The organism is Blastococcus sp. CCUG 61487 (assembly GCF_005222955.1).
Lineage (GTDB): Bacteria > Actinomycetota > Actinomycetes > Mycobacteriales > Geodermatophilaceae > Blastococcus.
Map to the genome: position 1 here is coordinate 1 of NZ_LWUA01000223.1, position 19,738 is coordinate 19,738.

Sequence of the window (19,738 nt, forward strand, 5' to 3'; positions counted from 1 at the left end):
GTCTCTGGGCAGTACATCTAGTGCAAGCAGTCGTTCTCGCCCGACAGCCGCTTGATTCACCCATTGCCTGCTGAGGCCGCGGAACACTCCGCGGCTGAACTGGTGCTGGAGCCAGCGGGCAAGGTAGGCAGGGTCGAGTTGTGTTGCTTCGGTCCGGAGCCGAAGGAAGTGGTTGCTGTAAACCGCCGGCTCGCCCAGGTCGTTCACGAGGGCGGTCTTGCCTACGAGATCTGGACTGTTCGTCGCGTTGAAGAGCACATCGCCCGGCCGCAAGGCGAACGCGGCCCCACCGCCAACCGGGGGCGGAACACGACGGCGCTTCGTCAGGTCCCAAGCCCCGCCCGCGGTGACGTTGTTCATCCGGACCTGAAAGACGCCGTCCTCCGACTGTTCTCCGGTCGCGAACCCAGGCTTGGCCTCGGTAAGCAGCTCGCTAAGCCGACGAGTACGGATCACTTGATCAACGTCTTGAGGTCGGCGAGGCCCTTTGTAATCTCGTCCTCCAGCGTTTCCAGCTCGGCGACAATCTCCAGGGGCGGGCGGTGCTCGACCTCCTCGTGCACCACTTCCTTGTAGCGGTTCAGCGAGAGGTCGTAGCCGGCCGCCGCGATGTCCGCCTTTGGTACGCAGAAGCTCTGTTCGGTGCGCTCGCGCTTCTTCTCGTCGCCGTCTCGCTCGAACCACCGGGCTAGCGCGTCGGGCAGGTTGTTCTTGACGTGCTCGTCGTCCGAGAGGGGCGCCGCGGGGCGTGGGCCGAGCTTGTCGGCGTCCAGCAGCGGCGCGCGCTTGTCGTCGAGCGACCAGCCGTCGGCGGTCACCTCGTAGAACCAGACATCGTCCGTGCCACCGACGCCGGTCTTGGTGAACATCAGGATCGCCGTCGACACCCCGGCATAGGGCTTGAACACCCCGCTGGGCAGCTTCACGATGCCATCGAGCTTGTGGTCCTCGACGAGGGTGCGGCGCAGCTCCTTGTGCGCCTTGCTCGACCCGAAGAGCACACCGTCCGGAACAATCACCGCCGCCCGCCCACCGGTGCGCAGCAGCCGCAGGAACAGCGCCAGGAACAGCAGCTCGGTCTTCTTGGTCTTGACCATGCGCTGCAGGTCCTTGGCCACCGACTCGTAGTCGAGCGACCCCGCGAACGGTGGATTGGCCAAGATCAGCGAGTATTCGTCGGCCTCGTCGCGGGCGCCGTCCGAGAGCGAGTCGCGATAACGGATATCGGGCTGCTCGACCCCGTGCAGCAGCATGTTCATGCTGCCGATGCGCAGCATCACGGAGTCGAAGTCATAGCCGTGGAACATGCTGTTGTTGAAGTGCTTGTTCTGCGCGGCATCGACCATCGACCCCGGGTGCTCGCGCCGCACGTACTCGGCGGCGGCCACGAGGAAGCCGGCGGTGCCACAGGCGGGGTCGCAGATCTCGTCGGCCGGCGTCGGCGCCATCATCTCGACCATTAGCTGGATGATGTGCCGCGGTGTCCGGAACTGGCCGTTGTGCCCGGCAGTTGCGATCTTGCCGAGCATGTACTCGTACAGGTCGCCGTTGGTGTCCCGGTCGGCCATCGGGACGTCGTCGAGCAGATCCACCACACGCGCCAGCAGCGCCGGCGTCGGGATGGTGAAGCGGGCGTCCTTCATGTGGTGCGCGTACGTCGAGCCCTCGCCTCCGAGGGTGCGCAACAGCGGGAACACACCGTGGCTGACTGTCTCGAACATCGACTCAGGGCCGGTGTTCTTGAACCGCGACCAGCGCAGTTCGTCGCCGTCCCCTGCGGGGAAGAACCGCTGCGCGACGGTGGCACCGGTGCGCCGGGCCTTGTTCTCCTCGCGCGTCTGAATGTCGTCGAGCCGGCGGATGAACAGCAGGTAGGTGATCTGCTCGATCACCTCGAGCGGGTTGGCGATCCCGCCCGACCAGAAGGCGTCCCACACGCGGTCGATCTGGTTCTTGAAGGCCCCGGTCAGCACCCGCCGAGACTAGCCAGCAACGAAGGGAGCCCCGGCGCGCCGACGCCGCGCCGCCCTCAGGCGGGGCGGAGGACCGCGACCAGGAAGTCGGCGTCGTCGGTGAACGGCCGCAGGTCCCAGGTGGACAGCAGCAGGTCAGGCGTCCACCCGGCGGTCCGCGCATCGGCCAGGAACTCGTCGAACTCGTAGCCCCGGCCCGCCCCGAACCCGATCACCGCGCGGCCGTCGGCGGCGATGTGCGCCCGCAGCCGGCGCAGCACCTCGATGCGGGTCGACGGCGCCAGGAAGGTCACCACGTTGCCGGCGCACATGATCAGGTCGAACGGCTCGGGGACCCCTGCCGCCGGCAGGTCGAGCTCGGCCAGGTCGCTGGCCAAGTACCGGGGTCCCGGGTTCTCCGTGGGAGCGGCGGCGACGAGCACCGGGTCGCCGTCGACACCCACCACCTCGTGCCCGGCGGCGGCCAGGTAGCCGGCGTGCCGCCCGGTGCCGGAGCCGGCGTCGAGCACGCGGGAGCCGCGGGGCAGCATCGCGTCCACCAGGCGCGCCTCCCCCACCAGGTCGTGGCCGGCGGCGGCGAGATCCCTGAAGCGCTGGATGTAGGCGATCGAGTGCTCCGGGTTCTCCTCCGTCAGCCGGGTCCACGCGCTCTGCTCGGTCACGTCCGCAGTTCTACACGGGATCGACGAGCACGCCCGGGTTGAGGACGCCGGCCGGGTCGAGCGCTCGCTTGACCGCGCGCAGCCCGGTGGCGAAGGGCTCCGGGCGCTGGCGGTCGTAGCCGGGCCGGTGGTCGCGGCCGACGGCGTGGTGGTGGGTGACGGTTCCGCCCAGGCGGCCCAGCACCTCCATCGCCGCCGTCTTCACGTCGTCCCACATGGCCACCTCGGAGCCGGGCCGCCCGACGCCGACCACCGTGAAGTACGGCGCCGGGCCGTCGGGGTAGACGTGCGTGAGCCGGCAGTTGACCAGTCCGGGGGCGCCGGTCACCTCCCGGACCGCGGTACCCACCTCCTCGCGCACCGTCGCGTACAGCTCGTCGACGCGGTCCCAGGTGCAGGCGGTCTCGAAGGTCTCGACGACGGCGCTCATCCGCGCCAGCCCGTCGCGGCCGTACGGCGCGCGGAGGAACGAGGACCGCCACGCGTCGGCGGCGGCGTCCCGCGGGCCCTCGGCGCGTTCGGCCACCACTCCGCCGGCGTCGCGGGCCAGGTCGGTGAGCTCGGCCAGCCGCGCCTCCACCGGGTGCACCGCGGACTCGACGCCCAGCACGAGGACGCAGTCGCCGGACGTCGAGGCGCCCGAGGTGGCCGCCTCACCGGCGTCGAGCAGCCGGCAGTTGGCCGGGTGCAGCCCCGCCTGCGCGATGGTGCGGACGGCGGCGAGTGCACTGGTCATGTCCGGGAACGACGCCGACGCCGACGCCTTGAAGCGCGGGCGGTCCTGCAACCGCATCCACGCCTCGGTGATGACGCCGAGCGTGCCCTCCGAGCCGAGGAACATCCGGTCGGGCGAGGGGCCGGCGCCCGAGCCCGGCAGCCGCCACGACTCGCTCACGCCCACCGGCGTGACCACCCGCATCGACTCGACCAGGTCGTCGATGTGGGTGTACAGCGTCGCGAAGTGCCCACCGGCGCGGGTGGCCAGCCAGCCGCCGAGCGTGGAGAACTCGAAGCTCTGCGGGAAGTGCCGCAGCGTGAGGCCGTGCGGGCGCAACTGCTCCTCCAGCACCGGCCCCAGCGCGCCGCCCTGGATTCGCGCGGCCCGGCTCACCGGGTCGATCTCCAACACCCGGTCGAGGGCGGTGAGGTCCATCGACATCCACGGCCGGTCCCCGCGGTACTCGACACCGCCCACCACCGAGCTGCCACCGCCGAACGGCACGACGACCACACCGGCCGACGACGCCCAGTCCAGCAGCCGGACGACGTCGTCCTCGTCGGCAGGTCGGGCCACCGCGTCCGGAGCTCCGGACAGGTCCCCGGACAGCGCCCGTACGACGTCGCGGTAGGCCTTGCCGAACGTGTGGGCGGCGCGGTCCGCCGGATCGCTGGTGACCGGCAGGCCGGGTGGCGGGGCGACGCGGGAGCTCGGCAGCTCCAGGTCGGCGAGCCGCGGCACCGGTCGTGGTCGCTCCGGCAGACCTGGGATCGCCGCCGCCCGGGCGATGCACTCCTCGTCGGTCAGCGCCTTGTCGGTCGTACCCCAGCCCCACCAGGAACGGTTCGTCATCCGGCGCAGTCTGCCCCACGGGCCGCTCACCAGTCGGGTGGGTCGGCCAGCTGGAGCAGCGGGTCGTCGGCGGCGAGCGTGCGCACCGGCCCGGGCGCGGTCCGCGGACCCTCGAAGCGCACCGTGACCCGGCCGAGGCCCCGGCCCCACACCCAGCCGGCACCGAACTCCTCGTGTCGCACGTCCTGCCCGGGCCACCAGAGGCGCTCGGTCGGCGGCGGCTCGGCGAGCACGGCCGGCTCCGCGTCGGCCGGCTCGTCGGCGGACGGCTCCCCCTCTCCGGCGAGGATGTCCTCGGCGAACAGGTCGCCCTGGGCGAAGACCGACAGTCCGGACACCCCGACGCCGAGCAGCCGGAGCCCGCCCTGCGTCCCGGCCTCGGCGAGCAGCCGCCGCGCCGTCGCCGCGATCAGCCGGGGGTCGTCGGTCGGCTGCGCCAGCGTCTGCGAGCGGGTCATCGTCGTGAAGTCGTACCGGCGCAGTTTGAGGGTGACCGTGCGCCCGGAGACCGCCGTCCTCCGCAGCCGCTCCCCCACCCGGCCGGCCATCGAGTCGATCTCGCGGTTCAGGACGTCGAGGTCGGTGAGGTCGCGCTCGAAGGTCTCCTCGTGCGACACCGACTTCGCCTCGCGGTCGGGCACCACCGCCCGGTCGTCCTCCGCGCGCGCCAGGGCGTAGAGCCCGGCTCCGTGCGCCTTCCCGGCCAGCGCCACCAGGTCGGCCAGCGACTTGGCGGCGAGGTCGCCGACCGTCTTCACGCCGACCTGGTGCAGCCGGGCGGCGGTCGCCGGCCCCACGCCGCCCAGCCGGGTCACCGGCAGCGGGTGCAGGACCTCCAGCTCCGAGCCCGGTGGGACGACGACCAGGCCGTCCGGCTTCTGCAGGTCCGAACCGATCTTCGCCATGAGCTTCGACGAGCCGATGCCGACCGAGCCGGTCACTCCCCCGGTCGCCTCGGCGATGCGGGCCTTGAGGCCTCGGGCCAGCTCGGTGACGCCGTCGACGGACAGGTCGTGCCCGCCGGCGGCGAGGTCGACGTAGGCCTCGTCGATCGACACCGGCTCGACCAGCGGGGACAGGTCGCGCAGCAGCGCCATGACGACGTCGGAGGTACGCCGGTAGGCGGCGAACCGGCCGCCGAGGAACGCCGTCCCCGGGGGACAGCGCTTGCGGGCCTCGGCCGTGGACATGGCCGACCGCGCACCGTAGGCGCGCGCCTCGTACGACGCCGTGGCGACGACGCCGCGCCCACCCACGCCGCCCACGACGACCGGCCGCCCGCGCAACGAGGGCTTGTCGCGCTGCTCGACCGCGGCGAAGAAGGCGTCGAGGTCGAGGTGCAGCACACTCGCCTCCCGCCTCACTCGTCCATTGTCGACCAGGAGCGCTCCGCATCGGCCGAGCCGGGTGGAGCCGCTCGTTGCCCGCCAGCTAGCGTGTGCGCCGTACCGCGGGAGCCCATCGCAATGGGCTGAGAGGACGGCTGCGGCCGCCGACCGTTCGAACCTGTCCGGGTCATGCCGGCGTAGGGAGGCAGTAGAAGATGCGTGCGGTCCGATTCCACGGGCAGGGCGAGCCACTGGTCGTCGACGAGGTCGAGGAGCCGCGTCCCGGGCCCGGTCACGTCCTCATCGACGTGGCGGCGGCAGGTGTGTGCGGGACCGAGCTGCATTTCCTCGACGGGCTGCTGACCCCTGCCAGCACGCCGCTCACGCTGGGCCACGAGGTCGCGGGAGTGGTCGCGGAGACGGGCGCCGAGGTGGAGGGCGTGGCGGTGGGGGACCGCGTCGCCGTGCACTACCTGCACGCCTGCCACCGCTGCCGCTGGTGCCTGGCCGGCGACGACCACCTGTGCGATGCGCCGCTGGGCTTCCTCGCCTTCGTCACCGATGGCGGTTTCGCCGATCGGATCGTCGTGCCGGCGTCCGCCGTCGTGCCGGTGCCCGAGGGACTGGACCTCTCGGTCGCTGCCGTCCTGTGCTGCAGCGCCACGACCGCGCTGCACGCGGTCGACGTGTCCGGCGTGCGGCCGGGGGACTCCGCGGTCGTCTACGGCACCGGCGGAGTCGGCCTGGCGATGGTGCAGGTGCTGCGGGAGGCCGGAGCCCGGCCGATCGCCGTGGCTCGCAACCCCGAGCGCCTGGCGCTGGCGCGCGAGCTCGGGGCGGTGGCGACGGTGGACGCCTCGAAGGAGGACGTCGCGGTCCAGATCCGGCAGGTCACCGACGGGGCCGGCGCCGACGTGGTATTCGAGCTGGTGGGCACCCGGGAGACGGGCGCCGCCGCGCTGGCCGCTCTCGGCAAGCGCGGAACGCTGGTGTACGTGGGCTACAGCTTCGACACCGTGGAGATCACGCCGCTGTCCCTCGTCGTGCCCGAGCAGCGGATCGTCACCTCGGTCGGCAACCGGCGTTCGGAACTGGTCGCGGCGCTGGACCTGGCGGCGCGCGGCCGGTTGCGCACGACGGTCGTCGAGTACCCGCTCGAGGAGGCCGGCACGGCGCTCGAGGACCTGCGGGCCGGTCGGGTGCTGGGCCGGGCGGCGCTCCTGCCGGGAGGCGTCAGCGCCCGCTGAGCGCCGTCCCGAGCGGTGCCCACGGGTCCGTCGACCGGGTCGCGCCGCAGATGGTGTCGAGCGCCCTGGCGACGGGCGGCTCAGGCCTCGACGAGGGCCGTGCCGGGCAGCCAGTCGGCGTCGAGGAGTTCGGCGATCTCCCGCAGCGCCGAGGTGTCGGCGCCCGCGGTCGAGCCGCTCACCGCCAGCCGCTCCACCATCACCTTCGCGACCTGCTCCTCCACGGTGTCGGCGGCGAACGCGATCCGCCACGGCGAGGTCTTCCCGTCGCGGTGCGTCCGACCCGTCACCTGCCGGGCCTGGATGCCGGAGAACCGCGGCTGGTGGAACAGCCCCACCCGGGGCAGCTCCGAGGCGTGCGAGCCGTCGGGCAGCAGCTCGCCGGCGTGCAGGCTGATCGACGCGGTCACGGTGAACACGCAGACCATCGCCTCGCCCCGCTGGAAGCGCAGCCGCTCGGCCTCGACGTCGAACCTGTCGCGGCCGTAGATGCCGGTGACCGGGATGCCGGCCTCCAGTAGGGCCTCGCGGATCGGGTCGGCGGCGGTCTCCACGAACTCGACCGACACCGCGACCTGCCGCTCCGCCTCGACCTGCGCCTTGATCCAGTCGACCGTGGCCTGCACCCGGATGAGCCCGGCCTTCTGCCGGAACCGGAGTAGCGCCGCCCGGCCGCGCGCGGTCTGCCGACCCCGCCGGGCGAGCTGCATCTCCGCCCGGAACTCCGACCACTCGGCTTCGTAGGACGCTCGCTCCGTCGGCGACAGCAGGACCGGTGTCCCCGTCACCGAGACCGGCCCCCACGGCGCCGGCCGGTGCAGCGTCGCCGGCGGATCGGCGTCGGCCAGCCACGACTGCAGCCTGGCCAGGTCGGCGCGGCGGGCGTCGGGGTCCTCGGTCCACTGCCAGCCGTAGCGCCCTCGTTCCACGTGGAACCCGTGCCGCTCCAGCGCCTTGGGCAGGTCGGCCCACTCCCTGATCGACTCCCCGTGCTGGGAGGCGAACTCCGGCGCCAGGTACGGCAGCTCCAGCGGGGTGTGCGCGGGCGTCGCCGTTGCCGCGAGCACATACGGCGCGTCCTTCACCCGCGCGGCGCCGGAGACCGCCTTCCAGTGCTTCCAGCGCTGCGTCGTCGTGTGCCGGACCATGTGCGCCTCGTCGGCGACGACGACGTCGAAGCGCAGCGCGGCGATCTTGCCGAGCCGGTCCCACGTGGTGACGCACCAGCGCAGGCCGCTGTCACCGAACCCGGCGATGGACCGTGCCCAGTGCGGGATGGTGATCGCGGCCGGCCGGTCGGCGATGACCAGCACGGTGCGAACCGGCCGATGTGCGGCGATCTCGTGCACCGCGAGGATCGCCGTCCCCGTCTTGCCGACGCCGGGATCGTCACCCAGCAGGAACACCCGCCCGCCGGCCGAGGCGTGTGCCGCCACCGTGCCGGCGCCGGTCTCCTGCAGCTCGCGCGGCACCAGCGCCGGGGTGACGGGCAGCGGCCGCGGCGTCTCGTTCAGCTCGTCCTCGAGGAACCGCTCCAGGCTGTAGGCGGGCGGGTCGTAGGGAGCCAGCTCGGCCGGCAGCTCGCGGCCGACCCACACGTGCGCCTGCAGGGCGGGATGCCACACCGCACCCGGCGCAGGGGCCCGGAACGGCACGGCCAGCACCCACACCCGCTCACCCGGTCCGGCCACCGGCAGCTCGGGGGTCGCCTTGCTCGGTCGGGCGGACGCCCGCTTCCGCGGTGTCGCGGTAGGCGTGCGCGTCGTCGTGCTGCGGCCGCCCGTCGCGCTGCGCCGGCGTCGTCCTGGCATGCGTGTGTTCTCCCCTTCGTCCCCGGGCACGGTAGGCGGCGCCGCCGACGTTCCCGGGGCACGCCGACCGGATGTCGCGGACGGTCCGAGCAGCCGGCGCGGCGCCGGGCTGGTGGGATGGGCGGGTGGACGACGTCGAGCTGCACGGTCGCACCCTGGGCGAGAGCGGCCCGCGGGTGGTGTTCCTGCACGGCCTCTTCGGTCAGGGCAAGAACTGGACGTCCGCGGCCAAGGGGCTGGCCGACAGGTACCGGGTCACCCTGCTGGACCTGCCCAACCACGGCAGCTCGCCGTGGACCGACCGGGTCGACTACGTGGACATGGCGGAGGTCGTGGCCGCCGAGCTCACCGGGCTCGGCGAGCCGGTGACGCTGGTCGGCCACTCGATGGGGGGCAAGGTGGCGATGACGCTGGCGCTGCGCCGCCCGGAGCTGCTGCGCGCCCTGGTCGTCGTCGACATCGCTCCGGTGGAGTACCCGGTCGAGGGCGGCCGGACCGACGACGCCGACGAGGAGGCCTCGCCCTTCGGCGCCTTCATCGCGGCGATGAAGGCGATGGACCTCGACGCGCTGGAGACCCGCCAGGACGCGGACGACGCGCTGAAGCCCGCCGTCCCGAGCCGGATGGTGCGCAGCTTCCTGCTGCAGAGCCTGGTGCGCGAGGGCTCGGGCAGCGACGCCCGATGGCGCTGGCGGCTGAACCTCGACGTGCTCGGCCGGGACCTGGAGGAGCTGCGCGGCTTCCCCGAGCCCCCGCCGGGCGCCACCTTCGACGGGCCCGTGCTGTGGATCGCCGGCGCGAACTCCCACTACGTGCTCCCCGAGGACCGGTCGCGGATGGACGAGCTCTTCCCGGCCACGCGGCTGGTGCGGGTCAAGGACGCCGGGCACTGGGTGCACTCCGAGCAGCCGGAGGTCTTCCTCCGGACAGTGCGCTGGTTCCTCTCCCAGGCGGTGGCCTGACCCGCGCGTCGCAGCTGCCCCGTCCGGGTAGTGGCGCAGCGCGTCGGACCGGTACCGCGGCGGCGGGCCGTCAGGATGGGCGCGACCACCGACGACGTCCCGCGCGAGCCGCGCAGCGAGCAGGAGCGACCCGATGACCCAGCCCGGTCCGCACGAGCCCGGCAACGGCGACCCCTACCGCCAGCCGGGCGGATACGGCCAGCCGGGTGGCTACGGCCAGGCACCCGGCCAGGCACCCGACCAGCTGCCCGGCCAGCCGGGCCCCTACGGCCCGCCCGCGGGATACCCGCAGGGCTACGGGCAGCCCTACGGCGGTTATCCGTACGGCTACCTCCCGCCGCAGCGCACGAACGGCATGGCGATCGCCTCGCTGGTGCTCGGCATCCTGTGGCTCTACTGGATCGGCAGCATCCTGGCGCTGATCTTCGGCTACATCGCCAAGCGGCAGATCCAGGAGCGGAACGAGACCGGCGGCGGCATGGCCACGGCGGGCATCGTGCTCGGCTGGATCGGCATCGGCTTCCTGGTGCTGTTCATCGTGCTCGGGATCGCCTCGGCGTCGTCCACCGGGTGGTGAACCCGCCGTCCGCCCCGTGACACGGCCGCGCGGGGCTGTGACGATGCCGGCATGCGGCAGGAGTCGGTGGTGCACCGGGTCCACCCGGCCCTGCGCCCGTACGTCGCCGCGGCGGTCGGCTACCGGCACGAGGGGCTGCCGCCCGGCGAGCACCTGGGCCTGCCCTCGCCGTTCCTGACCGTCGTCGTCCCGCTCGACGAGCCCATCGAACTGGCCGCGCACCCCGATCCCGACCAGGCGCCGGGGCGCTACGACGCGCTGGTCGGTGGCCTGCACACCCGGCCGGCGCGGATCGTCCACCCGGGGCGGCAGGTCGGGGTCCAGCTCTCGCTGACCCCGGCCGGCGCCCGCGCGCTGCTGGGCTGCCCCGCGGGCGCGCTGGCCTCGCTCGACGCGCCGCTGGACGACGTCCTCGGGCAGGCGGCCCGTGACCTGGTCGACCGGGTCCGGGCGGCACCCGACTGGCCGGCGCGCTTCGCCGCGCTCGAGCAGGTGCTGCTCCGCCGGGCGGGGGACGACGGCCTGCGTCCCGAGGTGGCGGAGGCCTGGCGGTTGACGACGGCGGCCCACGGCCGGCTCCGCGTCGCCGACGTCGCCCGCCGCGTGGGCTGGTCGCCGCGGCACCTCGAGCAGCGGTTCCGCAGCGAGACCGGGCTGAGCCCCAAGGAGGCGGCGCGGGTGGCCCGGTTCGACGTCGCCCGCCGGGCGCTGGCCCGCCGGGTCGCGAGCGGCCGCTCGCCCGACCTGGCCGGTCTCGCCGCCGGTGGCGGCTTCACCGACCAGGCCCACCTGACCCGCGAGTGGCGCTCGTTCACCGGCCTGCCGCCCACGCGCTGGCTCGCCGCGGAGTTCGGATTCGTCCAAGACACCCGCGCACTCGACGCGGCACTCTCCGAGCCATGACGACACCATCGCCCCAGGTCTGGCCCGCCTTCCGCGCGCGGGATGCCCGCGCCCTCATCCGCTTCCTGGTCGACGCCTTCGGCTTCGAGGAGACGGTCGTGTACGGCGACGGCGACCGGGTCGACCACGCCCAGCTCGACTGGCCCGAGGGCGGCGGGGTGATGCTCGGCTCGGTCAGGGACGACCCGGACGACGCGTGGCCGGCCACCCCGGGCACCGCGGCCATCTACGTGGTCACCGCCGACCCGGCCGCCGTCCACGCGCGAGCCGTCGCTGCCGGTGCGTCGGTGGTTCGGGGCCTGAGCACCACCGACTACGGCTCGCAGGAGTTCGCGGCCCGCGACCCCGAGGGCAACCGCTGGTCGTTCGGCACCTACGCGGGGGAGCCGCGCCGGCCGCGGTGAGCGGCTCTACGGTCCGGGCGTGACAGTCTCGCGCTCGATCGTCCTGTTCGTCCTCGCCGCGCTGGCCGAGATCGGTGGCGCCTGGCTGATCTGGCAGGGCGTGCGCGAAGCCCGCGGCTGGCTGTGGATCGGTGCCGGCGTGCTCGCCCTCGGGGCGTACGGATTCGTCGCCACGCTCCAGCCCGATGCCCACTTCGGTCGGATCCTCGCGGCGTACGGCGGGGTCTTCGTCGCGGGCTCGCTGCTCTGGGGCATGGCCGTCGACGGCTTCCGGCCGGACCGGTACGACGTGGCCGGTGCGCTGCTGTGCCTGGTCGGCGTCGCGGTGATCATGTACGCGCCCCGCGCCGGCTGACCCCCAGGGGCAGAAATGGCCATTTCTGCCCCTAGGCGAGAGCGGCTCGGATGCGGGCGACGACGGCATCGAGGTCCCGGAGGTCCGCCGCGCTCAGCCGGATCACCGTCCATCCGGCCCTCCGCAGCCGCGCATACCGCGCATCGTCACGGACGATCTGGTCCTCCTCGAAGTGGTAGGCCCCCTCGTACTCCACGGCGAGGCGTGCCTCGGGGAACGCCAGATCGACGTGCACCAGACCCTCGTGCGTCTCGATCTCGTACTGGAGAACAGGCTGGAGCCCGGCCATGACCAAGGCCACCCGGACGCGTGATTCGGGCGGTGACGCGGCACGAGGATCGATGAGGCCGACGGCGCGTCGCACGCGGGTCACGCCCCACCGTCCTGCTCCCGACCGCACCATCGAGTCGAGGGCGGCCTGGTCCACGGAACCGGCACGGACCATGGCGTCCAGCGCGCTCACCGCGGTTCCCAGCGATTCCAGCGCGGCCACGTCCCACGCCGTCCGCAGCGCAGAGGTCACCGGCACGCCGTCGGCATCGCGAACCACCGGCACTGGAGTCCGGCTGCGGTGGACCCGGACGCCCCGGGGCCTTTTCCACTCGACGTCGGGCGGGCGCACGCCCGTGACCGGGTCGCTCGCCGCGGCGAAGGGGGCGCCGTACCAAGCGGCCGCCGAGTAACCGCCGATAGCCAGGCCGGCGGGCAGGAGGAGGGCGACGCCGCGGCACCGGAGGCGGTGATCGAACGGGAGGCCGGGATCGGCGTAGACCCCTTGCACGAGGCGGCGATAACTGCGTCTGCGCAGTTGCTTCTCGGTCAGCGCCCCAGCGGCGATGGCGTGGCTTCCGACGAAGACCCCGGGGAGGAGGCGAAGGCGCTCAGGCACGGTCCGAGCTTGGTGGACTCGGCGCGGGTGGCGTGTGCGTCGTCCACAGGGGCAGAAATGGCCATTTCTGCCCCCGGGAGGTTCGCCACATCCGGTACATCCGTGTATCCGATGCACCGCCGTATCCAATACAGTGCTGCATCGTGAGCACGGACGCCCTGGAGGCCCGCCCCAAGCGGCGCCGCGCCGAGACCGTCGAGCGGCTGCTCGACGCGGCCCTGGAGACGTTCGCCGAGCTGGGGTTCGCCGCCGCCAGCGTCGAGGACATCTGCCGCCGCGGCGGCTTCACCCGCGGCGCGTTCTACTCGAGCTTCCGCACCAAGGACGAGCTGTTCGCCGCCCTGTTCGCGCGGGAGACCGGCCGCGAGCTGGCGCTCGCCGAGCAGCAGCTGGTCGGCGTCGAGCACGAGGACGACCCGGTCACCGCCGCCGTCGAGCGCTGCCTGATCGTGTACCGCTCCGACCGCCTCTGGATCCTGGCCCGCGCCGAGTTCGCCCTGCACGCCGCCCGGCACCCCGAGGCGGCGGTCGCGCTGCGCGAGCACGAGGACGCCCTGCTCGACCGGACGGTGGCGCTGATCGAGAACACCCTCGCGCGCACCGGGTTGCGACTCACCCTCCCGGCCCGCGAGCTCGCCAGCATCCTGGTCGCGCTGCACGACGGCCTTGCGTTCCGCGATGTCGTCCGCACCTCCGACGGGCGCACCGAGCCCTCCACCGACCTCGTCCGCACCGCCCTGCTGCGCGTCCTGCGCGCGGTCACCACCGGCTGATCCGAGAGAAGACCGCACCCCATGGCACACCTGCTGGCCCGGCTGGGCCGCGCCTCCTTCCGCCGCCGTCGCCTCGTGACGGCGGTGTGGGCGGGCCTGCTCGCCGTCGTCATCGCCCTGCTGGCCACCGTGGGTGGGGCGTTCGACGACGAGTTCACGATCCCCGGCTCGCCGTCGCAGGACGCCCTGGACCGGCTCGAGGAGCTGTCGCCGGAGGCCGCCGGCGCCGGCGCCCAGCTGGTGTTCGTCGCCCCCGAGGGGCAGACGGTGCTCGAGCCGGAGTTCGCGACGGCCATCGAGGAGTCGGTGGCCGAGGCCGCCGAGGCGCCGCAGGTCGGCAGCGTGGCCAGCCCGTTCGACACGCTGACGATCAGCGAGGACGGGCGGGCCGCCCTCGCCCAGGTGCAGTACGACGTCAGCCTCGAGTTCCTCGAGGAGGGCTCGATCGACGCGCTGATCGGGACGACGGCCCCGGCCGAGGACGCCGGCCTCGAGACCGCCGTCGGGGGCGACGCGTTCGGCATGACCGGCGTCGCGGTGGGCCCGCTGGAGTTCATCGGCGTCGCCGTCGCCGTCCTCGTCCTCGTGCTGACCTTCGGCTCGCTGCTGGCGGCCGGCATGAACCTGCTCATCGCGCTGATCGGCATCGCCGTCGGCATCGGCGGGCTGCTGCTGGTGTCCAACGTGATCACGCTGTCGTCGACGGCGCCGACGCTGGCGCTGATGATCGGCCTGGCCGTCGGCATCGACTACACGCTGTTCATCCTGTCGCGGCACCGCACCCAGCTGGCCGCGGGCATGGACCCCGAGGAGTCGGCCGGCCGGGCGGTCGGCACCGCGGGCTCGGCGGTGGTGTTCGCCGGGCTGACGGTGATCGTCGCGCTGTCGGGTCTGGCCGTCGTCGGCATCCCCTTCCTCACCGTCATGGGCATCGGCGCGGCCGGGACCGTGCTGGTCGCCGTCCTGGTGGCGCTCACCCTGCTGCCCGCGCTGCTCGGCTTCGCCGGAGCCCGGCTGGCGCCGAAGCCCGGCTCGCGCGCCGCCCGGCGCGAGGAGGCCACGGCGCGGGAGGACGGCGCCGGGGGCTCGCTGGGCGCCCGGTGGGCGGCGCTGATCACCCGGCGGCCGCTGGTGACGGTGCTGGCGGCGCTGGCCGCCCTCCTCGTCCTCGCGCTGCCCGCCCCCCAGCTCGAGCTCGCCCTGCCGGACAACTCCGCGGCGGCCGAGGACACCCCGCAGCGACAGGCCTACGACCTGGTCAGCGAGTACTTCGGCCCGGGCCTCAACGGGCCGCTCGTCGTGCTGGTGGAGGGCATGGACCCCGCGACCGCCGAGCAGGCGCTGGGCGAGATCGCGGTCGCGATCGGCGGCGAGCCCACCGACACCCTCGGTGAGTTCGAGGGCGGTGTGGACGGCGTCCGCTTCGCCCAGCCCACCCCGCTGCCCGACGGCTCCTCGGCGCTGGTCAGCGTGATCCCGGAGACCGGCCCGCAGGACGAGGCGACCCACGACGTGGTCACCGACCTGCGTGCCGTGGCCGCCGACCTGGAGGCCGCCACCGGCACGGAGCTGGCGGTGACCGGCCAGACGGCCATCGCGATCGACATCTCCGACCGGCTGGCCGACGCGCTGCTGCCGTTCGCGCTCGTCGTCGTCGGGCTCGCGCTGGTCCTCCTGCTGCTGGTCTTCCGCTCGGTGCTGGTGCCGATCAAGGCCGCCGTCGGGTTCCTGCTCTCGGTCGCCGCCTCGTTCGGCGCGGTGGTGGCGGTCTTCCAGTGGGGCTGGCTGTCCGACGTGCTCGGCGTCCCGGCCACCGGCCCGGTGATCAGCTTCCTGCCGATCATGCTGATGGCGATCCTCTTCGGCCTGGCGATGGACTACGAGGTCTTCCTGGTCTCGCGGATGCGCGAGGCGTACGTGCACGGTGCCGAGCCGCGCGAGGCGGTGGTCACCGGCGCCCGGCACACCTCCCGGGTGGTCGTCGCGGCGGCGCTGATCATGTTCTCGGTGTTCGCGAGCTTCGTGAGCATCGAGGACGTCACGGTCAAGGCGGTCGCCTTCGGGCTCGCGATCGGCGTCCTGGTCGACGCGTTCCTGGTCCGGATGACGCTGGTGCCCGCCGTCCTCGCTCTGCTCGGCCACTCGGCCTGGTGGCTGCCGCGGTGGCTGGACCGGGTGCTGCCGGACCTCGACGTCGAGGGCGCGCGGCTCGGCCCGGTCGAGCCGGATCGGCCCACGACGCGCGAGCCGGTCGGCGCGCCCACCGGCTGAGCGACACCCGGCAGACTGAGGTCGTGAACGGCAGCTCGCACGAGGAACCCGGCTACGAGGGCCCGCCGCCTTCCGGACCGCCGCCCGCCGGTCCACCGCCCGGTTACGGCCCTCCCCCGGGCTACGGGCCACAGCCCGGTTACGGCCCGCCGCCGGGTTACGGGCCGCCGCCCGGCTACGGCCCTCCCCCGGGCTACGGCCCGCCGCCCGGCTATGGTCCAGCGTCCGGTTACGGCCCGCCGCCCGGCTACGGCGCGCCGTACGGCTACCAGCCGGGCCCGGCCACCTGGCCGCACGGTCCGGGGCGGCCCGGGTCGGCGACCACCGCCGCCGTCCTGGGCTTCGTGACCGGCGGTCTCACCGCCTTTGTGGCGCTCGGCGCGCTGCTGGTCATGCTCGCCGACGGGGCCGGGGAGGTGTCGATGCTGCTGTTCCTCACCGGGGCCTTCAGCGCCACCGGGCTGATCCTCGGCGGGTTGCGGCTGCTGCGCCGCCAGGGCGTCGACCTGCTGTTCGTCTCGGCCCTCGTGGCCGTCGCTTCGCTGCTGATCATCCTGGTGGTGGGCAGCGGCGCGCTCTACGGCGAGGACGTCGACGTCCTCCGCGGCTTCGTGATCATGGGGCTGCCGCTGCCGGCGCTCACCGCCGTCTTCGCCAGGTCCCGTCCGACCGTCGGCTGGAGCACGGCCGGACAGGGTCCCGGACCGGCTTAGCGGCTGGGACGCCGCCGGCTCTTGTCGGCGTACATGGCGTCGTCGGCCGCCCGCACGACCCGCTCGTGCACGTCGCCCGGGTCCTCGCCGCCCGGCGCCGAGCCGATGCCGATGCTGATGCCGATCGACACGTGCTGCCCGCTGAGCTCGAGGGGTTGGGACACGGCGGCCCGCACCCGGTCGGCCAGCACCTCGGCGTCGGCCGGCTCGGTGTTCTCGCAGACGATGCTGAACTCGTCGCCGCCGAGCCGCGCCGCGGTGTCGCTCGCCCGCAGCACCGAGCGGAGCCGGTCGGCGAAGGCGACCAGCACCAGGTCGCCCATCGGGTGCCCGAGCTCGTCGTTGATCGCCTTGAAGCCGTCGAGGTCCATGATCAGGACGCAGGTGGGCGTGCGCTCGCGGTGACCGCGCTCGAGGGCGTGCCACAGCCGGTCCTGGAACAGCAGCCGGTTGGGCAGCCCGGTGAGGGGGTCGTGCAGCGAGCGGTGCACCAGCTGCGCCTCGAGCGCCTTCCGCTCGGTGATGTCCTCGAGGATGATCACCAGGTGGGCCGCCTGCCCCTCGGGCGTCTCCTCCACCCACGAGGCGGTCAGCTGCACCGGGACCACCGTGGAGTCCGCGCGCACCAGCCGGGTCTCGTGCCGCATCGGCCGGCTGTGGTCGGCGAGGAGCTCGGCATGCGCCTCCCGCGCGGCGGAGGCGACGTCGTGGTGGATCAGGTCGTGCACCGAGATGCCGTGGAGCTCCTCGGAGGTGCGGCCCAGCAGCTCGCACAGGGCAGGGTTGACGTCGACCAGCACCCCGTCCGGCGTCGTCAGCGCGACCCCCATGGGGGCGTTCGAGAAGGCGCTGCGCCGGTCAGCAGGGGGATGCACGTCCACCACCTCGTTCTCATCCCCCGCCTCGGTCACGTGCACCCATCTTGCGCGACGGTGGTGACGAACGGTGCACCAGACGTCACGGAACCGTTCCGGGTCGCCTCATCGGGGGACCCCTGACCGGTGGAGGATGCTGGGGACGTGAGCTCAGGAGGCCCCATGAACGAGTTCGACCTGGTCCTGCCCGCGGAGATCGACGTCCGCGAGGTGGGCATGCGCGACGGGCTGCAGCTGGAGGCCCCGGTCCCGCTCGACGCCAAGCTCGAGATGCTCGAGGCGCTCGTCGCCACCGGCGTCCGGCGGATCGAGGCGACCTCCTTCGTCTCGCCGAAGGCCGTGCCGGCCCTGGCCGACGCCGACCAGGTCGCCGCCGAGCTGGGGCGCTGGCCCGAGGTGCACTGGTCGGCCCTGGTGGCCAACCCCCGGGGCGCGGTGCGCGCGGTCGACGCCGGCGTGGCCGACCTGGAGTACGTCGTCTCGGCCTCCGACGGCCACAGCCGCGCCAACGCCGGGTGCACCACCGCCGAGGCGGTCGGCCGGGTCGGGGAGATCGCCGGCCTGGCGCACGGCGCCGGCGGCTCGCTGGAGGTCATCATCGCGACCGCCTGGGACTGCCCCTTCGACGGCCGGACCCCGATCACCCGGACCGTCGACGTCGCCCGGGCGGCGGTCACCGCCGGTGCCGACCAGCTGTGCCTCGGCGACACGATCGGGACGACGACCCCGCTGCGCGTCGTGCAGTTGCTCGACGCCGTCCGCCGCGCGTGTCCCGGCATCCCGGTGGGCGTGCACTTCCACGACACCAGGGGGACCGGGCAGGCGAACGCCCTCGCCGCGATCCAGGCCGGCGTGACCCAGCTCGACGCGTCGATCGGCGGCCTGGGCGGCTGCCCGTTCGCGCCCGGTGCCAGCGGCAACATCGCGACCGAGGAGCTGGTCTACATGCTCGAGGAGTCGGGCGTGCGCACCGGGCTGGACCTCGACGCCGTCCTCGCGGCCGCCCGCGTCACCGAGCGGGCCGTCGGCCACCAGCTGCCGAGCTCCCTCTACCGGGCCGGTGGCCGCTCGGTCCCGCGGGCTCTGGAGACCCGGTGAGCCGGTCCGCGGAGGACGCCCCCCGCATCGTCGACCCCCGGCTCATGCGGGACGTCCTGGGGCACTTCGCGTCCGGGGTCACCGTGATCACCGCCGTCACCGACGAGGGCCCGATCGGCTTCACCTGCCAGTCGTTCCACTCGCTGTCGCTGGACCCGCCGCTGATCGCCTTCGCGCCGGCCCGCACCTCCCGCACCTGGGCGCGACTGCGCGAGCTCGGCAGGTTCTGCGTCAACGTGCTCGCCGAAGGACAGGACGACGTCTCGCAGAACTTCGCGCGGTCCGGCGAGGACAAGTTCGCCGGCGTCCCGTGGACGCCGAGCCCGCACGGCGCGCCCGTGCTGGACGACGTCGTCGCCTGGATCGACGGCGAGCTGTGGGCCGAGTACGACGGGGGCGACCACACGATCGCGGTCGCCCGGGTGCTCGACCTGGGCGCCTCGGCGGAGCGGCGGCCGCTGCTGTTCCACCGGGGCTCCTACGGGCTGCTCCGCACGGAGGTCTGAGGGTCCGCCGGGGTCAGCGGTCGGCGGGCCCGCTGCGGCGGAGCACGAACAGCCCCAGCAGCGGCAGCACGAGCGGGATGTACAGGTAGCCGCGGCCGAAACCCGACCAGACGGTCTCGTCCGGGAAGGCATCCGGCATGGCCAGGGACACCGCGCCGATGACCAGCACGCCCACCAGTTCGAAGCAGATCGCCGCCAGCGCCGTCCGCCGTCCCGCCCGACCGCCGCGGACCAGCGCGATCGTCGCGACCAGGTAGACCGCTGCGGCCAGGGCCGAGAGCAGGTACGCCACCGGCGCCTCGTCGAAGCGCGTGCCGATCTGCACGCCGGCCCGGGCTCCTGCCGCCAGCGCGAAGATCGCGTAGAGCGCCACCAGCAGCCGCCGGGCGCCCGTTCCGGTGCCGGGTGCGGCGGGCGCCCCGACGAGCCGGTCGTCAGGCACCGGTGGCCTCCCAGAGCTCGAGCAGCCGCCACACCATGACCCCGGTCGCGGCGCCCGCCACGGCCAGGACCGTGCCGGCCCAGCGGGTGAGCTCGGTCCGCGCCCACAGCACGCCCGCCACCGGGATCAGCACGACCCCGGACAGGTAGCCGAGGAAGGTGGGGGTGTCCGCCGGGGTGTCGTCGTCCATGGCCACGAGGGCGAGCACCGCCTGCACCAGCAGAAGCACCTCGAGGACGGCGGCCGCGGCCAGGTGCACCAGGCCGATCCGCCGCCGGGCCAGCGTCGAGGCCAGCCCCACCACGACGACGAAGGCCGCGACCACGGTGATGGCCACGACGAGCGGGGTCTGCACGGGGTCATCCTCCCGCGTCGCTGC

21 protein-coding genes and 1 riboswitch are annotated in these 19,738 nt (G+C 73.7%); of the genes, 11 read left to right on the top strand and 10 right to left on the bottom strand.

Features of this window, described 5'->3' with window-relative positions:
* From A6V29_RS21290 to A6V29_RS11495, 5 genes are all read right to left on the bottom strand, one after another.
* A partial coding sequence (locus A6V29_RS21290) for a restriction endonuclease subunit S domain-containing protein (protein WP_212719294.1) occupies positions 1-456 on the bottom strand: 456 nt, incomplete at its 3' end.
* Entirely contained in the window at positions 453-1,973 is a 1,521-nt protein-coding gene (locus A6V29_RS11480) for a type I restriction-modification system subunit M (protein WP_137160414.1), read from the bottom strand. The genes A6V29_RS11480 and A6V29_RS21290, both read right to left, overlap by 4 nt.
* A 56-nt stretch (positions 1,974-2,029) precedes the next feature.
* Positions 2,030-2,635: a class I SAM-dependent methyltransferase gene (locus tag A6V29_RS11485; protein ID WP_137160415.1), complete on the bottom strand. Its 606-nt coding sequence runs from the start codon at positions 2,633-2,635 to the stop codon at positions 2,030-2,032.
* A 10-nt stretch (positions 2,636-2,645) separates the two neighbouring features.
* Entirely contained in the window at positions 2,646-4,205 is a 1,560-nt protein-coding gene (locus A6V29_RS11490; protein ID WP_137160416.1) for an FAD-binding oxidoreductase, read from the bottom strand.
* A gap of 26 nt (positions 4,206-4,231) precedes the next feature.
* A complete protein-coding gene (locus A6V29_RS11495; protein ID WP_137160417.1) occupies positions 4,232-5,569 on the bottom strand; it encodes a DNA polymerase IV in 1,338 nt (445 codons plus the stop codon).
* 76 nt (positions 5,570-5,645) lie between these two features.
* A riboswitch (TPP riboswitch) is annotated at positions 5,646-5,754 on the top strand.
* On the opposite strand from A6V29_RS11495, the gene A6V29_RS11500 reads away from it, so the two are divergent.
* Complete coding sequence (locus A6V29_RS11500) at positions 5,749-6,780, top strand: alcohol dehydrogenase catalytic domain-containing protein (protein WP_137160418.1); 1,032 nt, start codon at positions 5,749-5,751, stop codon at positions 6,778-6,780. (Overlaps the previous riboswitch by 6 nt.)
* Before the next feature lie 80 nt (positions 6,781-6,860).
* Here the strand turns inward: A6V29_RS11500 and A6V29_RS11505 are convergent, their stop codons facing one another.
* Positions 6,861-8,591 (bottom strand): DEAD/DEAH box helicase, encoded by a 1,731-nt coding sequence (locus A6V29_RS11505; RefSeq protein WP_137160419.1) that lies wholly within the window; start codon positions 8,589-8,591, stop codon positions 6,861-6,863.
* Between the two features lie 71 nt (positions 8,592-8,662).
* Here A6V29_RS11505 and A6V29_RS11510 point away from each other — a divergent pair, with 71 nt between their 5' ends.
* The 5 genes from A6V29_RS11510 to A6V29_RS11530 all read left to right on the top strand — a co-directional run bounded on the left by A6V29_RS11510 (position 8,663) and on the right by A6V29_RS11530 (position 11,792).
* Entirely contained in the window at positions 8,663-9,553 is an 891-nt protein-coding gene (locus A6V29_RS11510; RefSeq protein ID WP_137160420.1) for an alpha/beta fold hydrolase, read from the top strand.
* A gap of 133 nt (positions 9,554-9,686) precedes the next feature.
* Positions 9,687-10,130: a DUF4190 domain-containing protein gene (locus A6V29_RS11515; RefSeq protein ID WP_137160421.1), complete on the top strand. Its 444-nt coding sequence runs from the start codon at positions 9,687-9,689 to the stop codon at positions 10,128-10,130.
* 51 nt (positions 10,131-10,181) lie between these two features.
* Positions 10,182-11,033 (top strand): helix-turn-helix domain-containing protein, encoded by an 852-nt coding sequence (locus A6V29_RS11520; protein ID WP_137160422.1) that lies wholly within the window; start codon positions 10,182-10,184, stop codon positions 11,031-11,033.
* Positions 11,030-11,437 carry a VOC family protein gene (locus A6V29_RS11525; protein WP_137160423.1) on the top strand — a complete coding sequence of 136 codons (408 nt, stop codon included), beginning with the start codon at positions 11,030-11,032 and terminating at the stop codon, positions 11,435-11,437. The genes A6V29_RS11520 and A6V29_RS11525 overlap by 4 nt, the downstream gene beginning before the upstream one ends.
* A 19-nt stretch (positions 11,438-11,456) precedes the next feature.
* Entirely contained in the window at positions 11,457-11,792 is a 336-nt protein-coding gene (locus tag A6V29_RS11530) for a YnfA family protein (protein WP_137160424.1), read from the top strand.
* A gap of 31 nt (positions 11,793-11,823) precedes the next feature.
* Here the strand turns inward: A6V29_RS11530 and A6V29_RS20945 are convergent, their stop codons facing one another.
* Positions 11,824-12,321 carry an endonuclease domain-containing protein gene (locus A6V29_RS20945; protein WP_170977839.1) on the bottom strand — a complete coding sequence of 166 codons (498 nt, stop codon included), beginning with the start codon at positions 12,319-12,321 and terminating at the stop codon, positions 11,824-11,826.
* A 503-nt stretch (positions 12,322-12,824) separates the two neighbouring features.
* On the opposite strand from A6V29_RS20945, the gene A6V29_RS11540 reads away from it, so the two are divergent.
* From A6V29_RS11540 to A6V29_RS21295, 3 genes are read left to right on the top strand one after another with little or no spacing between them, the layout of a single operon-like run.
* Positions 12,825-13,454 carry a TetR/AcrR family transcriptional regulator gene (locus tag A6V29_RS11540; protein WP_170977840.1) on the top strand — a complete coding sequence of 210 codons (630 nt, stop codon included), beginning with the start codon at positions 12,825-12,827 and terminating at the stop codon, positions 13,452-13,454.
* A 21-nt stretch (positions 13,455-13,475) separates the two neighbouring features.
* A complete protein-coding gene (locus A6V29_RS11545) occupies positions 13,476-15,725 on the top strand; it encodes an MMPL family transporter (protein WP_137160427.1) in 2,250 nt (749 codons plus the stop codon).
* A gap of 23 nt (positions 15,726-15,748) precedes the next feature.
* Positions 15,749-16,438 (top strand): hypothetical protein, encoded by a 690-nt coding sequence (locus A6V29_RS21295; protein WP_212719296.1) that lies wholly within the window; start codon positions 15,749-15,751, stop codon positions 16,436-16,438.
* Here A6V29_RS21295 and A6V29_RS11555 read toward each other — a convergent pair.
* A complete protein-coding gene (locus tag A6V29_RS11555) occupies positions 16,435-17,349 on the bottom strand; it encodes a diguanylate cyclase domain-containing protein (RefSeq protein WP_249933176.1) in 915 nt (304 codons plus the stop codon). The genes A6V29_RS21295 and A6V29_RS11555 overlap by 4 nt on opposite strands.
* Before the next feature lie 126 nt (positions 17,350-17,475).
* On the opposite strand from A6V29_RS11555, the gene A6V29_RS11560 reads away from it, so the two are divergent.
* Together A6V29_RS11560 and A6V29_RS11565 are read left to right on the top strand one after the other, a co-directional pair.
* Entirely contained in the window at positions 17,476-18,411 is a 936-nt protein-coding gene (locus A6V29_RS11560) for a hydroxymethylglutaryl-CoA lyase (protein ID WP_137160428.1), read from the top strand.
* Complete coding sequence (locus tag A6V29_RS11565; protein ID WP_249933177.1) at positions 18,408-18,917, top strand: flavin reductase family protein; 510 nt, start codon at positions 18,408-18,410, stop codon at positions 18,915-18,917. The genes A6V29_RS11560 and A6V29_RS11565 overlap by 4 nt, the downstream gene beginning before the upstream one ends.
* Before the next feature lie 13 nt (positions 18,918-18,930).
* Here the strand turns inward: A6V29_RS11565 and A6V29_RS11570 are convergent, their stop codons facing one another.
* Together A6V29_RS11570 and A6V29_RS11575 are read right to left on the bottom strand one after the other, a co-directional pair.
* Positions 18,931-19,359, bottom strand: coding sequence for a hypothetical protein (locus A6V29_RS11570; protein ID WP_137160429.1), 429 nt, complete (start codon positions 19,357-19,359; stop codon positions 18,931-18,933).
* Entirely contained in the window at positions 19,352-19,714 is a 363-nt protein-coding gene (locus A6V29_RS11575; RefSeq protein ID WP_137160430.1) for a hypothetical protein, read from the bottom strand. The genes A6V29_RS11570 and A6V29_RS11575 overlap by 8 nt, the downstream gene beginning before the upstream one ends.
* Positions 19,715-19,738: the final 24 nt, after the last annotated feature.

Excerpts from the sequence above, each read along its gene's own strand:
- A6V29_RS11490 (WP_137160416.1), bottom strand. The coding sequence starts at position 4,205 with ATGACGAACCGTTCCTGGTGGGGCTGGGGTACGACCGACAAGGCGCTG.
- A6V29_RS11500 (WP_137160418.1), top strand. The coding sequence starts at position 5,749 with ATGCGTGCGGTCCGATTCCACGGGCAGGGCGAGCCACTGGTCGTCGAC.
- A6V29_RS11505 (WP_137160419.1), bottom strand. The coding sequence starts at position 8,591 with ATGCCAGGACGACGCCGGCGCAGCGCGACGGGCGGCCGCAGCACGACG.
- A6V29_RS11510 (WP_137160420.1), top strand. The coding sequence starts at position 8,663 with ATGTCGCGGACGGTCCGAGCAGCCGGCGCGGCGCCGGGCTGGTGGGAT.
- A6V29_RS11515 (WP_137160421.1), top strand. The coding sequence starts at position 9,687 with ATGACCCAGCCCGGTCCGCACGAGCCCGGCAACGGCGACCCCTACCGC.
- A6V29_RS11520 (WP_137160422.1), top strand. The coding sequence starts at position 10,182 with ATGCGGCAGGAGTCGGTGGTGCACCGGGTCCACCCGGCCCTGCGCCCG.
- A6V29_RS11525 (WP_137160423.1), top strand. The coding sequence starts at position 11,030 with ATGACGACACCATCGCCCCAGGTCTGGCCCGCCTTCCGCGCGCGGGAT.
- A6V29_RS11545 (WP_137160427.1), top strand. The coding sequence starts at position 13,476 with ATGGCACACCTGCTGGCCCGGCTGGGCCGCGCCTCCTTCCGCCGCCGT.
- A6V29_RS11560 (WP_137160428.1), top strand. The coding sequence starts at position 17,476 with ATGAACGAGTTCGACCTGGTCCTGCCCGCGGAGATCGACGTCCGCGAG.